Here is a 15,211-nt window from a genome sequence, read left to right as displayed (position 1 = left end):
GGAACTTCTCGATACTCGAAGACGTGACCATCTCCCAGCCCGCAGCAGCCCCGCGCCTCACGCGTGCCGACGGAACCCCGTTGCGCATCCTGGTCGTCGACGACGAAGCCAGCCTCACCGACCTGTTGTCCATGGCGCTCCGCTACGAGGGCTGGGACGTCAAGAGCGCGAACGGCGGCCAGGACGCCCTGACGACGGCGCGGGAGTTCAAGCCCGACGCGATGGTGCTCGACGTGATGATGCCGGACCTCGACGGGCTGCAGGTGCTCAGCCGGCTGCGGCAGAACAACGACGACACCCCGGTGCTGTTCCTCACCGCGAAGGACTCGGTCGAGGACCGCGTGACCGGGCTCACCGCGGGCGGCGACGACTACGTCACCAAGCCGTTCTCCCTCGAGGAGGTCGTGGCGCGGCTGCGTGGGCTCATCCGCCGCTCGCAGATCTCGATCTCCGAGGCCGGCGACTCCCGCATCGTGGTCGGCGACCTGGTGCTCGACGAGGAGTCGTACGAGGTGCACCGCGCCGACCGTCCGATCGAACTGACCGCCACCGAGTTCGAGCTGCTCCGCTTCCTGATGCGGAACCCCCGCCGCGTGCTGTCGAAGGCGCAGATCCTGGACCGCGTGTGGTCGTACGACTTCGGCGGCAAGTCGTCGGTCGTCGAGATCTACATCTCCTACCTGCGCAAGAAGATCGACGCCGGTGAGACCCCGATGATCCACACGGTGCGCGGCGTCGGGTACGTCATCAAGCCGACCTCGTGACCCTGCGGCGCCGGCTCGTCCTGAGCATCGTCGCCCTCGTCGTCGCCGTCAGCGCGGTGATCGGGGCAGCCAGCATCATCGCGCTCGCCTCGATCCAGACCAGCGCGATCGACAAGCAGATCACGAGCGCCACCCACCGGGCGCAGCGGTACCTGCAGCAGAACCAGTCGGGGCAGCCGAGTATCGACCTGTCCCGACCGTCGGGGCAGGCCGCCGGAACCCTGACCGCGTACTTCGTCGACGGGCAGGTCGTCATCGCGAACGTGCTCGACGACTACGGCCGCCCGAGCGGGGTCCCGCAGACGAGCGCCGAGGCACTGGGGTCCGTCCGCGTGGACGCCGACCCGGAGACGATCGACCTCGGCTCGGACGTCGGGCGGTACCGCCTCGCCGCCGTCAACGTCGGCCCGGCCGTCCTGGTCGTGGGGCTCCCGATGGCCCCCGTCTACGACAGCGTCTGGAAGCTCTTCGGGGTCGTCCTCGCCGTCGTGGCGACCGCACTGGTCGCCGGTTCGATCGTCGCCGCGTTCGTGGTCCGGCAGTCGCTCCGACCGCTCGAGCGCGTCGCGGAGACCGCGTCCACCGTCGCGCGCATGCCGCTCGACCGCAGCGACGCCCTCGACGGTGTCCGCGTGCCCGACACCGACCCCCGAACCGAGGTCGGCCGGGTCGGCAGCGCGTTCAACCGCATGCTCGGGCACATCGGCAGTGCGATGCAGGCCCGGGAACGCTCGGAGCAGAAGGTGCGGCAGTTCGTCGCCGACGCCTCGCACGAGCTCCGGACCCCGCTCGCCTCGGTCCGCGGGTACGCCGAGCTCACCCGGCGCATGGGCGGCGACCTGCCGAAGGACGTCGTCTACGCGATGAGCCGCATCGAGTCCGAGTCCATCCGGATGACCTCGATGGTGGAGGACCTGCTGCTCCTCGCCCGGCTCGACGAAGGCCGCGAGATCCAGTTCGCCGAGGTCGACCTGACCGGCCTGGTGCTCGACGCGGTGAACGACGCACACGCCGCCTCGCCGGAACACCCCATCGAGGTCGACGTCCCGCCGGAGCCGGTGACCATCACGGGCGACGCCGCACGACTGCACCAGGTCATCGTGAACCTCGTCACGAACGCCCGGACCCACACGCCTGAGGGCACCCGCATCACGGTGGGCCTCGCGCCGGTCGACGGCGGAGTCGACCTGACCGTGCGCGACACCGGCCAGGGGATCGACCCGGAGTTCCTGCCGAAGCTGTTCGAGCGCTTCGCCCGGGCCGACAGCTCGCGGTCCCGCACGGTCGGGTCGACCGGCCTCGGGCTCGCCATCGTGGACGCGGTGGTGCAGGCGCACGGTGGCCGGGTCGAGGTCACGAGCGAGCCGGGAGACACCGTGTTCATGGTGCACCTTCCGCGCGACCCTGCTGCGGCTGCCGCCGCGGCGGGGGCTGTCGCGTCGTCGTCGGCTGACCCTGCCGGGTCCGCGGACTGGTCGGCGACACCCGCTGCGGTGGACCGTACCCACTGACGGTCGGGAGGCGCGGGGCGGGGCCGCCCCGTGCCTCCAGTGGGGTGTTTGGTGACGCCCACAGCGTCTGGTACAGTTCTCGAAGCCAAAGACCGCCGGATGTCGTGCTGCTCGCAACGTGTTTGTGAACATCGTGACCGAAGGTCCTCACTCGTGAGGCATCCCGCGCAGGTGTTCCGAACCACTCCCACCATCTGGTGAGAGCAGCTCCGAGCCTCTGCGCCGGAGCTTTTTTCGTTCGTGGACCTGGGGCTGCCGGCAAGACCCCCAAGGAGAACCATGGCGAACAAGGAAGCTGCGGTCGCCGAGCTCACGGAGTCCTTCCGTAGCTCGAACGCCGTTCTGCTCACCGAGTACCGCGGTCTCACGGTCGCGCAGCTCAAGGAGCTCCGCAACTCGATCCGTGAGCACGCCACGTACGCCGTGGTGAAGAACACGCTGACCAAGATCGCGGCGAACAACGCCGGCATCTCGTCGTTCGACGACGAGCTCGCCGGTCCGTCCGCTCTCGCCTTCGTCCACGGTGACACCGTCGCCGTCGCGAAGTCGCTGCGTGCATTCGCCAAGGCGAACCCCGAGCTCGTGGTGAAGGGCGGTTACTTCGACGGTAACCCGCTCACCGCGACCGAGGTGGACAAGCTCGCCGACCTCGAGTCCCGTGAAGTGCTGCTCGGCAAGCTCGCCGGCGCACTCAAGGCCTCGCTGTTCGGTGCTGCGTACCTGTTCCAGGCACCCCTCTCGCAGGCCGTCCGCACCGTGGACGCCCTTCGCGAGAAGCAGGAGTCCGCGGCCTGATCAGGCTCGCGTTCATCAACCACACGTACTAGCTAGTAGTAGGAGAAAATCATGGCGAAGCTTTCGCAGGACGAGCTCATCGAGGCCTTCAAGGAGCTCACGCTCATCGAGCTCTCGGACTTCGTGAAGAAGTTCGAAGAGGTCTTCGAGGTCACCGCGGCCGCCCCGGTCGCCGCTGCCGCCCCCGCCGGCGCAGCTGCTCCGGCCGAGGCCGCTGAGGAGAAGACCGAGTTCGACGTCATCCTCAAGTCCGCTGGTGACAAGAAGATCCAGGTCATCAAGGAGGTCCGTGGCCTGACGTCGCTCGGCCTCGGTGAGGCCAAGGCGCTCGTCGAGACCGCCGACGCCAAGATCCTCGAGGGTGCGAACAAGGAGACCGCCGACAAGGCGAAGGCGACCCTCGAGGCCGCTGGCGCCACGATCGAGCTCGCGTAGTCTCGACCGTTCCGGTCACGAAGGCCGCTGCCCCTCGGGGCGGCGGCCTTCGTCGTGTGCGGGGGCCGCGCGCGGCGGGCGCGGCGACGTTTCGCGCTCAACGACACTTCACGCGCGCTCCGGCCCCTGAAGTGTCGGTCAGCGCGTGAGGTCGTACCGCTCAGATGAAGACGCCGTGCGAGCGGAAGAGCGCACGGAGGCGGTCGGGCTCGACGAGGTGCCACCACGTCACGCGGATGACGGCCCTGACTGCGGGGAGCGCGCGGAGCCGGTCCTCACGACGCTTCTCGGCCCAGAGGACGTCCGCGGGATCGCGCCCCTGCAACATCGACGGGTCGACGTACTTCTGCCGGCCGTCGAACTCGACGACGACGCCGAGTGACGGGAACCAGAAGTCGACGCGGTCGACCGTGCCGTCGCGGTGCCGGAACTCGACCTGCGGCTCGCACGACGGGAGTCCGACCTGCACGAACCGGATCGCAGCGAACGATTCGCCGACCGACTCGTGCCGTGCATCGAGCGCCGAGAGGACCGTCTCGGCGTGCACCGAGTCGCGTGCAGGACGGACGGGGACCACGCCGCGGAGGTCGTCCAGGGTGAGCACCCCCTGACGGATGCCGGCATCGACGGCCACGGCGGCGACGTGGGGCGACCCTGTCGTGATGAGCGCCGCCGCGGTGTCCAGGGGAGCCGTGACCGGTACGCCGTCGAACGCCGTGGCAGCGGTCCGCGGCGTCGGACCGCTCGGATGACGGATGAGACCGGCTCGGTGCTGGATGACCGAGACTGCCGGGTCGACCACGTGGACCCGATCCGGTGCGTCCCCGACCAGTGGCCAGCCGTGGATCAGCGCGGCGGTGACGTGGGAGAACACCGAGCCAGGACGCAGCCGTGGCGCGATGGCCCGCGCACGGGCGAGGTGCTGGCAGACAGCGCTCAGCGCTCCCCACTCCTCGGTCACGATGTACACGCCCGCGAGCAGGCGGACCAACGATCCCGAGGCGTACCGACGTTGCAGGAGTCTCGCGTGGGTCGGGTCCTGTGCGGTGGCACGGAGCAGGTGCGGGCGGTGGGTGCTCTCGTTCATGCCGTGATGTTCGTCGACGGCGACTGCCGCCGGTGTCCGAACAGGGCATCTGTGGACGAGGCGGTCTCAACGTGGCCGCTGTGGACGAGGAACCGCGTGCGAGTTCACGCGCTCAGCGACACCTCACGGGGGACGGCGCGCGTGAGGTGTCGGTGAGCGCGTGAGGTCGGCGCGGCGGGCGCGGCGCGGCGGCGCGTCAGCGCAGGGTGCTGTGGCGGCGGCCGTAGGCCAGGTAGAGCAGGGCGCCGGCGACCATCCAGATGCCGAAGGCGATCCAGGTGGTGGCGCCGAGGAACACCGCGAGCAGCACGCAGCTCAGGGTGCCGAGGATCGGCACGACGGGGAACAGCGGCACCCGGTACGAGCGCTCCAGGTCGGGCTGCGAGCGGCGGAGCACGATGACGGACACGTTCACCAGGGCGAAGGCGACGAGGGTGCCGATGCTCGTGGCGTCGGCGAGTTCACCGAGGGGCACGAGCGCGGCGACGATCGTCACGGCGATGCCGATGATGAGCGTGTTCGCGATCGGGGTGCCGGTGCGACGGGAGACCCGCCCGAAGACCTTCGGTACCAGGCCGTCGCGGGACATCGTGAGCAGGATGCGGGTCTGGCCGTACAGGACGGTGAGGACGACACTGGCGATGGCGACGACGGCGCCGATCGAGAACACGAGGGCGACGAGCGGCTGCCCCGTGACGTCGACCACGATGCGGACGAGTGACGCTTCGGACGACGAGAACGCGGTCCACGAGCGGGCCCCGACGGCGGCGATCGCGACGAGGATGTACAGCGCGGTGATGAGCGCGATCGAGCCGATGATCGCCCGGGGCAGGTCGCGGCGGGGGTTCTTCGCCTCTTCACCGGCGGTCGAGGCGGCGTCGAAGCCGATGTACGAGAAGAACAGCCGTGACGCGGCGGCGGTGACCCCGGCGGCGCCCATCGGTGCGAGCGGCTCGAAGTTCTGCGCCCGGAACGCCGTGAACGCCACGATGACGAAGAAGACCAGCAGGGCGATCTTCACGATCACCATGACCGTGTTCACCCAGGCGCTCTCGCGGGCACCGGGCAGCAGCACGACGGTGGCGAGCAGGACCAGGACCGCCGCGGGCAGGTTGACCACGCCGCCGTCGACCGGGGGCGCGGCGAGCGCGGTGGGCAGGTGCAGGCCGAACACGCGGAGGGTCTCGTCGACGTACTCGCTGGCACCCACCGCGACCGCGGCCACCGAGACGGCGTACTCGAGCACGAGGCACCAGCCGCAGATCCAGGCGATGCCCTCGCCCATCGTGGCGTACGTGTACGAGTAACTGGACCCCGAGGTCGGGACGGCGCCTGCCATCTCGGCGTAGGAGAGCGCGGACAGCAGCGCGGCGATCCCCGCGACGACGAACGAGATCCAGACGGCGGGACCGGCGAGCGGGACCGCGGTGCCGAGGACGACCAGGATGCCGGTGCCGAGCGTGGCCCCGACGCTGATCATCGTCAGCTGCCAGACCCCGAGCGATCGGCGGAGGGGTTCACCGTTGACACCTCGGGAGGCTTCGGCCTGCAGCTGCTCGATCGGCTTGCGGCGGGCGATCTGCGCCCCCAGGGACGTGGGACGTGACGGCGCGGACGACATGGGACCTCGGTGGTGCGGGGACGGGGACGGCACATGCTCGCACGCCCCCTGAACGGGGTCAAATACTGCGGTGCTGTGGAGAGAGCGGTCGATGTCCGAGCGCGGGGCTACGGTGGCTCCATGAGCATGGGACACGGCGGGCGAGGCGGCGGTCCGCGCGGGGGTGGGCGCATCTCGAGCGGCGACTTCCGCGCGCAGAAGGCCGCCAACGCCGAGGCGCCGAGGATCCCGCACCTGGTCCGGCGCATCGCCGCGCTGTTCGAGCCGCACCGTCGGGCGATCGTGCTCACGGTCGTCCTCGTGCTGATCGGTGCGGCCATCTCGGTCGTGCCGCCGCTGCTCACCCAGCAGGCGTTCGACCGCGGGCTGTTCCCGCCGTCGGGCCGCCCGGACGTCCCGGTGCTGATCGAGCTCGTGTCCGCGATGGTCCTGCTCTGGATCGCGAGCGCCGGGGTCGGCGTCTGGCAGACGTACCTGACCGCGACGGTCGGCAACAAGGTCATGGGTGCGATGCGGATGCGCCTGTTCGCGCACCTGCAGCGGATGGAACTCGCGTTCTTCACCCGCACCAAGACCGGCGTCATCCAGTCCCGCCTGCAGAACGACGTCGGCGGCGTGGCGAGCGTGCTGAACAACACGATCTCGTCGGTGCTCGGCAACACCGTGACCGTGATCGCCGCCGTGGTCGCGATGCTCCTGCTGAGCTGGCAGATGACGCTGGTCGCCGTGGTCCTGCTGCCGCTGCTGGTGATCGCGCAGCGCCGCGTCGGCCAGGTCCGCGCCCGCATCGCCGCGCAGACGCAGGAGTCGCTGTCCGACATGACGGCCATCACGCAAGAGGCGCTGAGCGTCTCCGGCATCCTGCTCGCGAAGAGCTTCAACCAGCAGGCCAGCGAGACCCGCCGCTACGGGGACGAGAACCGCAACCAGATCACCCTGCAGGTGCGCCAGCAGATGTCCGGGCAGTGGTTCTTCGCGATCGTGCAGATCTTCCTGTCGATCATCCCGGCGATCATCTACGTCGTCGCCGCGTACCTGATCATCGGCGACGTCCCGATCACGGCCGGGACGATCGTCGCGTTCACGACGGTGCAGTCCCGGCTGCTGTTCCCGACGGTCGGGCTGCTGCGCGTGGTCCTCGACCTGCAGACCTCCGGTGCGCTCTTCGCCCGCATCTTCGAGTACTTCGACCTCAAGCCGGCCATCACCGACTCGCCGACCGCCCGGCCCGTGGACGAGTCGAAGGTCGGCCACGTCGCCTTCGACGACGTCGTCTTCACCTACCCCGACGGCGAAGCCGACAAGCCGACCCTGCGCGGGGTGTCGTTCGAGCTGCGCCCCGGGCAGTTCGCGGCCTTCGTCGGTCCCTCCGGCGCGGGCAAGACGACGGTGTCCTACCTGGTGCCCCGGCTGTACGAGGCGACCGAGGGCTCCGTGCGCTTCGCCGGGCAGGACGTCCGCGACCTGGTGCACGAGGACCTGATGCGGCACGTCGGCATCGTCAGCCAGGAGACGTACCTGTTCCACGCCACGATCGGTGAGAACCTGCGGTACGCCAAGCCCGACGCCACCGACGACGAGCTCGAGCGTGCGGCCCGTGCGGCGAACATCCACGACACGATCGCGTCGTTCCCGGACGGCTACGACACCGTCGTGGGGGAGCGCGGCTACCGCCTGTCCGGTGGTGAGAAGCAGCGCATCGCCATCGCCCGGGTCATGCTGAAGGACCCGCCGGTGCTCGTCCTCGACGAGGCCACCAGCGCGCTCGACTCCATCTCGGAGCACGTCGTGCAGACGGCGCTCGACACGGCGGCGGCCGGGCGGACCACCATCTCCATCGCGCACCGGCTGTCGACGATCCGCGACGCCGACGTCATCTTCGTCCTCGACCACGGCCAGATCGTCGAGCAGGGCACGCACGACGAACTCCTCGCCCTCGACGGCACGTACGCGCAGCTGCACCGACAGCAGAACTCGTCGGCGGACGTCGTCCGCCCCTGACGGTCGCGACCGGGCGCCGGACGGGAGGCCCGTGGCGGCGTCCGCACGGGCCTCCCGTCCGGCGCGCAGCGCGACCAGGGCACGCCGTCCGCCGCGGGATCCCGGAGCGTTGTCCGCACACGACACATCCCAGCGGGACGCGGGGACCGCGTCCTAGACTCGACGGCGTGCGTTACGCGAACTCCGTCGTCGACCTCGTCGGCGACACCCCGCTCGTCAAGCTCAACCGGGTGACCGAGGGGGTGCGGGCGACCATCCTGGTGAAGGTCGAGTACCTGAACCCCGGTGGGTCGTCGAAGGACCGCATCGCCACCCGGATCATCGACGCGGCCGAGGCCTCCGGCGATCTGCGCCCCGGCGGGACCATCGTCGAACCGACCTCCGGCAACACCGGCGTCGGCCTGGCCCTGGTCGCACAGCAGCGCGGCTACCGGTGCGTCTTCGTGCTGCCCGACAAGGTCGGCGAGGACAAGCGCAACGTGCTGACGGCGTACGGCGCCGAGATCGTCGTCACCCCGACCGCGGTCGCGCCGGAGCACCCCGAGTCCTACTACTCGGTGTCGGACCGGCTCGTGCAGGAGATCCCCGGCGCCTACAAGCCGAACCAGTACGCGAACCCGAACGGTCCCCGCAGCCACTACGAGACCACCGGTCCGGAGATCTGGCGCGACACCGAGGGGCGGATCACCCACTTCGTCGCGGGCGTCGGCACCGGCGGCACGATCTCCGGCACCGGACGGTACCTGAAGGAGGCGTCCGACGGCGGCGTCCGCATCGTCGGGGCCGACCCCGAGGGCTCCGTCTACTCCGGCGGCACCGGTCGCCCGTACCTGGTCGAGGGCGTCGGCGAGGACTTCTGGCCGAGCGCGTACGACGCCGGCGTGCCGGACGAGATCATCGCCGTTTCGGACGCCGACTCCTTCGCGATGACCCGGCGCCTGGCGCGTGAAGAAGGACTGCTCGTCGGCGGCTCGAGCGGCATGGCCGTCGTCGCGGCACTCCGCGCCGCCCGTGACCTGACCGAGGACGACGTCGTCGTCGTGCTGCTGCCGGACGGCGGCCGCGGCTACCTCGGCAAGATCTTCAACGACCGGTGGATGCGCTCCTACGGCTTCGGCGAGACCGACGACGAGCGCACCGTCGGCTCGCTCATCGCCGGCAAGGACGGCCGCCTGCCCGACCTGGTGCACGCGCACCCGGCGGACACCGTGCGCGACGTCGTCGACATCATGACCAAGTACGGCGTCTCGCAGATGCCCGTGCTCAGCGCGGAGCCGCCCGTCGTCATCGGCGAGGTCGTCGGCGCCGTCGAGGAGAAGGCACTGCTCGAGCAGGTCTTCACCGGCACCGCGAAGATGTCGGACGCGCTCACCGGCTTCGTCGGCGACCCGCTGCCGCTCATCGGCGTCGGCGAGTCGGTCTCCGCGGCACGTCGAGCGCTCGAGTCGGCCGACGCGCTCCTCGTCGTCGAGGACGGCAAGCCCGTCACCGTGCTGACCCGGCACGACCTCCTCACCTACCTCTCCGAGTAAGGAACCACCGAGCATGACCGAGTTCAGCACCCGGGCCGTCCACGCCGGCCAGGAGCCCGACGAGACCACCGGCGCCGTCATCCCGCCGATCCACCTGACGTCGACCTACGTGCAGGACGGCGTCGGCGGCATGCGCAACGGCTACGAATACTCGCGCGCCGGCAACCCGACGCGCGACTCGCTGCAGGTGCTCCTCGCCGACCTCGACGGGGGCGTCGCGGCGTCGTCGTTCGCGTCCGGGCTCGCCGCCGAGGACGCCCTGCTCCGCGCCGCGCTGGTCCCCGGTGGCCGTGTCGTGATGGGCAACGACGTGTACGGCGGCACCCACCGCCTGGTGAGTCGGCTGCACGTTCCGTGGGGTGTCGAGCTCGTGGTCGTCGACATGAGCGACCTCGACCAGGTCCGCGCGGCACTGCAGGGGGCACCGGCCACCACGGTGCTGTGGGTCGAGACGCCGACGAACCCGCTCATGAAGATCGCCGACATCGCCGCGCTCGCGATCCTCGGGCACGAGTCGGGCGCCCTGGTGGTCGTCGACAACACGTTCGCGTCGCCGTACCTGCAGCAGCCGCTGTCGCTCGGCGCCGACGTCGTCGTGTACTCGACCACGAAGTACCTCGGCGGACACTCCGACGTCGTCGGCGGAGCCGTCGTGCTCGCGGACGAGGAGCTCGCGGCGAAGGTGCAGTTCCTGCAGTTCGGCGCGGGTGCGATCTCGTCGCCGTTCGACGCCTACCTGACCACCCGTGGCATCAAGACGCTCGCGGTGCGGATGGAGCGGCACTCGCGGAACGCGCAGGCCGTCGCCGAGGCGCTCGTCGTCGCGCCCGGCGTCGAGCGCGTCTACTACCCGGGCCTGCCCGACCACCCGGGGCACGACGTCGCCGCCCGCCAGATGCGCGGCTTCGGCGGGATGCTCTCGGTCGCGCTGTCCGGCGGCGCCGAGGCCGCGAAGCGGTTCGCGGAGTCGACGGAGCTGTTCGCCCTGGCCGAGTCGCTCGGTGGCGTGGAGTCGCTCATCGGGTACCCGAGCGAGATGACCCACGCGTCGGTCAAGGGCACCGAGCTGGCCGTGCCGGAGAACGTCGTGCGGCTGTCGGTCGGCATCGAGGACGCCGGCGACCTGGTGGCGGACCTGGAGCAGGCGCTGACGCGCTGACGCGTGGCCCGGTGACGCGGGACCGCTGACGCGGGACCACTGCCACACCCTCACCCCTCGCCCCTACGATGTCGTAGGTGAGCACAACGGCGTCGCGGACCAGCCTGCTGAGCGGGCCGTACGCCCTCGCGACGATCGGCATGGTCGCGATCGTCGGCGTCGCGGCGTTCCAGAACCTGGCGATGACGACGATCATGCCGGTGATCAGCCGCGACCTCGACGGCGAGACCCTGTACGCGCTCGCCTTCGCCGCCCCGCTCGCCGCCGGGGTGCCGGGGATGGTGCTCGCCGGCAACTGGACGGATCGCGCCGGTGGCCGGATCGTGGCGTGGGTGTCGGCGGCGTTCTTCGCCGTGGGGACCGCCGTGGTCATGCTCGCGCCGACCATGGAGGTGTTCCTGGCCGGCCGGCTCATCGAGGGGTTCGGTGCCGGGGCCATCGACGTGGTGCTCTACGTGCTGGTCGCCCGGATCTTCCCCGCCGAGCTGCACGGCCCGGTGTTCGCCGGGTTCGCCGCGGCCTGGGTCGTGCCGGCGTTGATCGGCCCCGCCCTGGCCGGCATCGTCACCGACACCTGGAACTGGCACTGGGTGTTCGCCGGGGCGCTGGCGATCGCGCTGGTCGCCTTCGCCCTGCTCGTGCCGACCCTCGGCCGGGTGCACGCTCCGGCCGCGTCGCTCCGCCCGCCGTGGCAGCGGCTCAGGATCGGCTGGTCGGTGGCCGCTGCCGTGTCGATCCTGCTGCTCAACGTCGCGCCCGACCTGACCCCGTGGGGCATGGTCGCGGCGGTGCTCGTCGGGTTGGTCGGCACCTGGTTCGCCCTGCGGCCGCTGCTGCCGACCGGCACGTTCCGGGCCGCGGCCGGGCTGCCGTCGGTCGTGCTGCTGCGCGGGCTCGTCGCCGCGTCGTTCTTCGGGAGCGAGGCGTACGTGCCGTTCCTGCTGCAGGCCGAACACGGGTTGTCGCCGTCCGCTGCGGGGCTGGCCCTGACGGTGGCGGCACTCAGCTGGGCCGCTTCGAGCTGGGCGCACGGTCGTCTGGGGGAGCAGCGGCTCACCGCCCGTCGCACCTTCGGGGTCGGGCTGACGCTGGTGCTCGTCAGCCTGGTGACCGCGCTCGCGGTCGCGACGTTCGACCTGTCGTGGTGGGTGCTGGTCGTCGGCTGGTTCGTCGGTGGCGCGGGCATGGGCGCGATCTACCCGCGCGCCTCGATGCTGACCCTGCGGTTCTCCGGCGAGGGCGACGACGGCTTCGCGAGCTCGGCCCTGACGATCGCTGACGCAGCCGGCAGCGTGATCGGTCTCGCGGTGACCGGCCTGCTCTTCACCGCGACCGGTGGTGCCGACGGCACGGTGTCGTTCCCCCTGGTCTTCGCGGCGATGGTTGGTTTCGCTGCGCTGGCGATCGCGGCCGTCCGACGGCTCGGCCCTGTGCCGGCGCCGGCGACGACGGCCCCGGTGGGTCCGGGCGGATCCGTCCCGTCGCGAACTCCGTCGTCGCACGGCCCGGCCGCCGGGTAGCGTGGCAGACCGGACCGAAGAGGAGACCCCGTGCTGCGCATCGTCGCCGTGACCGTCGCCCTGGCGGCGGCCCTGACCCTGGCCGGGTGCCAGGGCACGACGTCGGCTGCCCCCACACCGGTGCAGAGCACCGACCTGACGAGCTCCGACGGCGGTTTCGACCAGCAGGCAGTGATCGGTGTCGTCCTGCTCCACGACGACGCGGCCCTCGCCGACCGGCTCCGCACCGACCTGACCGACGCCGGGTTCCGGCCCGACGTCCGGGTCGCTCCGGCATCGGGCGCTGCGGCGTCACAGCAGACCGCGGTCGCCCAGCTCGTGCGCAAGGGCGCCAAGGCCCTGCTCGTGCACGCGGCCAAACCGTCCGCCCTGACCGGTGTGATCCAGACCGCCCACGACGCCGGGGTCGTGGTGGTGTCCCTCGGCGACCCGCTGCCCGCCGCCGGCACCGGTGGCGACGGCGTCTCCGCCGACTACCGCGTGCCGTCGGAGGGTGACGACGCGGACGTCGCTGCCACCGCGGTCGAGGTCGTGCAGTCCCTGCAGCGCGGCGAGAAGCCGGAGACCGACCCGTCGGACGGCGACACGACCGACGCCGAGTAGGCACGCGCAGCACGCGCAGCACGCGCAGCACGCGCAGCACGAGCAGCACGAGCAGCACGAGCACGGCAGCAGGCCAGCACCCTCGCGATCACACGACCGAACCGAACAGCCCGCTCAGCTCCACCACGCCGGGAACGACAGCGTGATCGTCTCCACCAGCGCCTTCCGCGACCGTCGGGGCCCCGCCAGCCAGGCCTCGATCGCCCCGACGAACCCCTGCGCCACGAACCCCGCGGCGACGTCGTCGAGCAGCTCGGGCCGGCGTGCGGGGTCGAGCTCGCGGATGTGCAGGGCACTCGACACCGTGAAGTGCTCGACGAGCAGCCGGTGCAGCGACGCGTCGTTCGGGTCCGGCAGCGCCTTGCCGTAGATGTCGCGGTGCGTCGTCACGTGCTCGACGACGGCGTTGATGCCGCGCCGGGTGATGGCTGCGAGCTCGTCGGCTCCGGCGCCCCGGTCGGCGGCGGCTCGGCGCTCGTCGGCGTCGTCCTGCCGGATGCGGTCGAGTTCCGGCGTCAGGACGTCGGCGAGCAGCGACCCGGGGGAGACGGCGTGTGAGTAGAACGTGGCCCGGTTGATGCCGGCGGCACGCGTGACGTCGGCGACGGTGATCTCCGAGACCGGTCGGTCCGCGGCGAGTCGCAGGATCGCCTCGCGCAGCGCTGCAGTGGTGTGCAGGATCCGGGCATCCACCATGACGCCCACCCCCTTCTGATCCGCTTCACCCGGAAGGCCCCCGAGCAGTCCGACGCTACCGCATGGTCCGCGCGCGGCCGAGGGGCAGCACGAGCCGCTTCACGCGGGCGGCCGGCACCGGCGGCGCCGAGCACGCACCGGCGACCGTAGGATGGTTCCGCGGACGAATCGATTCGATCGACCCGCGATCACCCCCGCCCCCTCATCGTCGAAGGACTCCTGTCTCGTGACCGCGCCCGCCACCACCGGTTCGCTCCGGGTCGTGCTGCACCCGGGAGACTCGCTCTCCCGCGGGCAGCGACTCGTCTACGTCTTCGTCCTGGGCGCCCTCACGGCGCTCGGTCCGTTCACGATCGACCTGTACCTGCCGGCGTTCCCGGCGATCAAGGACCAGTTCAGCGTCACCGACGGTGCGGTCCAGCTGACGCTCACCGCGACGACGCTCGGCTTCGCCATCGGGCAGCTCCTGGTCGGCCCGTGGAGCGACAAGGTGGGTCGCCGACTGCCGCTGATCATCGCGACGACGGTGCACATCGCCGCGTCGATCGGCGCCGCGACCGCGCCGGACATCGAGCTGCTCGCCGTGTTCCGCGTGCTGCAGGGCATGGGCGCCGCAGCCGGTGGTGTCGTCGCGATGGCGACGGTGCGTGACCTGTTCGGCGGCAAGCCGCTGGTGCGGATGCTGTCCCGCCTGGCGATGGTGAACGGCCTCGCGCCGATCCTCGCGCCGCTCATCGGTTCGCAGATGCTGCAGATCACCAGCTGGCGCGGCATCTTCGTCTTCCTCGCCTGCTACGGCCTGGCGGTGGTGATCGCGTCGATCCTGCTCATCGTCGAGACCCTGCCGCCGGCCCGCCGGCACGAGGCCGGGCACTCCACCATCGGCCAGCGCTACAAGGCGCTGTTCTCCGACCGGATCTTCGTCGGTGTCGCGCTCATCGGCGCCATGGTGTTCAGCGGGCTGTTCTCGTACCTCAGCGCGTCGCCGTTCCTGTTCCAGCAGGTCTACGGGCTCGACGCCCAGCAGTACGGACTGCTCTTCGCCGTCAACTCGGTCGGGGTCGTCCTCGGTGTGCAGATCTCGTCGCGGCTCGCCCAGCGCGTCGGTCCGCAGTGGATCCTGGCGTGCTCGACCGCGACCCTGCTGCTGGCGTCGGTCGCGATCATCGTCCTCGACCAGCTCGGGGCCGGTCTGGTCGGTGTGCTGGTGCCGCTGTGGTTCTTCATCGCCGCGTGCGGGTTCTCGTTCCCGCTCGTCCAGGTCATCGGTCTCGCCGCCCACGGAAAAGAGGCGGGGACCGCCGCCTCGGTGCTCGGTGCCCTGAACTTCGGCGTCGCCGGGCTCATCTCGCCGGTCGTCGGTTGGCTCGGCATCACGACGGCCACACCGATGGCGATGGTGATGGCGTCGACCGCCGCCGTCGCGATCCTGATGCTCTGGTTCGTGGTCCGCCCCCGGACGGTCCCCGCGCTCACGCACTGACGAC

General features: G+C 70.9%; 13 protein-coding genes. 10 read left to right on the top strand and 3 right to left on the bottom strand.

Annotation, left to right across the window (positions count from 1 at the left end; genetic code table 11):
• The first annotated feature begins 23 nt into the window (after positions 1 to 23).
• The 4 genes from ORG17_RS11975 (at position 24) to rplL (ending at position 3,505) form a co-directional block, all read left to right on the top strand.
• Positions 24 to 764: a response regulator transcription factor gene (locus ORG17_RS11975; RefSeq protein ID WP_214525997.1), complete on the top strand. Its 741-nt coding sequence runs from the start codon at positions 24 to 26 to the stop codon at positions 762 to 764.
• The gene (locus tag ORG17_RS11970; protein WP_214525996.1) at positions 761 to 2,275 is read left to right on the top strand and encodes a sensor histidine kinase; all 1,515 of its coding nucleotides are present in this window, start codon (positions 761 to 763) and stop codon (positions 2,273 to 2,275) included. The genes ORG17_RS11975 and ORG17_RS11970 overlap by 4 nt, the downstream gene beginning before the upstream one ends.
• A gap of 279 nt (positions 2,276 to 2,554) precedes the next feature.
• The gene (gene rplJ / locus ORG17_RS11965) at positions 2,555 to 3,070 is read left to right on the top strand and encodes a 50S ribosomal protein L10 (protein WP_017888663.1); all 516 of its coding nucleotides are present in this window, start codon (positions 2,555 to 2,557) and stop codon (positions 3,068 to 3,070) included.
• A 51-nt stretch (positions 3,071 to 3,121) separates the two neighbouring features.
• A complete protein-coding gene (gene rplL / locus ORG17_RS11960) occupies positions 3,122 to 3,505 on the top strand; it encodes a 50S ribosomal protein L7/L12 (protein WP_027466380.1) in 384 nt (127 codons plus the stop codon).
• 160 nt (positions 3,506 to 3,665) lie between these two features.
• On the opposite strand, the gene ORG17_RS11955 is transcribed toward rplL, so the two are convergent.
• Both ORG17_RS11955 and ORG17_RS11950 read right to left on the bottom strand, forming a co-directional pair.
• On the bottom strand, positions 3,666 to 4,592 hold the full coding sequence (locus ORG17_RS11955) for a hypothetical protein (RefSeq protein WP_214525995.1): 927 nt from the start codon (positions 4,590 to 4,592) through the stop codon (positions 3,666 to 3,668).
• 196 nt (positions 4,593 to 4,788) lie between these two features.
• The gene (locus tag ORG17_RS11950) at positions 4,789 to 6,213 is read right to left on the bottom strand and encodes an amino acid permease (RefSeq protein ID WP_214525994.1); all 1,425 of its coding nucleotides are present in this window, start codon (positions 6,211 to 6,213) and stop codon (positions 4,789 to 4,791) included.
• Between the two features lie 126 nt (positions 6,214 to 6,339).
• Between ORG17_RS11950 and ORG17_RS11945 the strand changes: the two genes are divergently transcribed.
• The 5 genes from ORG17_RS11945 to ORG17_RS11925 all read left to right on the top strand — a co-directional run bounded on the left by ORG17_RS11945 (position 6,340) and on the right by ORG17_RS11925 (position 13,028).
• Positions 6,340 to 8,214 (top strand): ABC transporter ATP-binding protein, encoded by a 1,875-nt coding sequence (locus ORG17_RS11945; protein WP_176709724.1) that lies wholly within the window; start codon positions 6,340 to 6,342, stop codon positions 8,212 to 8,214.
• 167 nt (positions 8,215 to 8,381) lie between these two features.
• Positions 8,382 to 9,746: a cystathionine beta-synthase gene (locus tag ORG17_RS11940; RefSeq protein WP_214525993.1), complete on the top strand. Its 1,365-nt coding sequence runs from the start codon at positions 8,382 to 8,384 to the stop codon at positions 9,744 to 9,746.
• A gap of 13 nt (positions 9,747 to 9,759) precedes the next feature.
• Positions 9,760 to 10,905, top strand: coding sequence for a cystathionine gamma-synthase (locus tag ORG17_RS11935; protein WP_214525992.1), 1,146 nt, complete (start codon positions 9,760 to 9,762; stop codon positions 10,903 to 10,905).
• Positions 10,906 to 10,982: 77 nt separating this feature from the next.
• Positions 10,983 to 12,425, top strand: a complete 1,443-nt coding sequence (locus ORG17_RS11930) for an MFS transporter (RefSeq protein WP_214525991.1) — start codon at positions 10,983 to 10,985, stop codon at positions 12,423 to 12,425.
• A gap of 30 nt (positions 12,426 to 12,455) precedes the next feature.
• On the top strand, positions 12,456 to 13,028 hold the full coding sequence (locus ORG17_RS11925) for a substrate-binding domain-containing protein (RefSeq protein WP_214525990.1): 573 nt from the start codon (positions 12,456 to 12,458) through the stop codon (positions 13,026 to 13,028).
• 114 nt (positions 13,029 to 13,142) lie between these two features.
• Here ORG17_RS11925 and ORG17_RS11920 read toward each other — a convergent pair whose 3' ends face one another.
• Positions 13,143 to 13,724, bottom strand: coding sequence for a TetR/AcrR family transcriptional regulator (locus tag ORG17_RS11920; RefSeq protein ID WP_139179218.1), 582 nt, complete (start codon positions 13,722 to 13,724; stop codon positions 13,143 to 13,145).
• 226 nt (positions 13,725 to 13,950) lie between these two features.
• Between ORG17_RS11920 and ORG17_RS11915 the strand changes: the two genes are divergently transcribed.
• On the top strand, positions 13,951 to 15,207 hold the full coding sequence (locus ORG17_RS11915) for a multidrug effflux MFS transporter (protein ID WP_214525989.1): 1,257 nt from the start codon (positions 13,951 to 13,953) through the stop codon (positions 15,205 to 15,207).
• Positions 15,208 to 15,211 lie beyond the last annotated feature (4 nt).

Source organism: Curtobacterium flaccumfaciens pv. betae, from assembly GCF_026241855.1.
Lineage (GTDB): Bacteria > Actinomycetota > Actinomycetes > Actinomycetales > Microbacteriaceae > Curtobacterium > Curtobacterium flaccumfaciens.
Note: the sequence above shows the minus strand (reverse complement) of the source record. Positions and strands in the feature narration are given on the sequence as shown.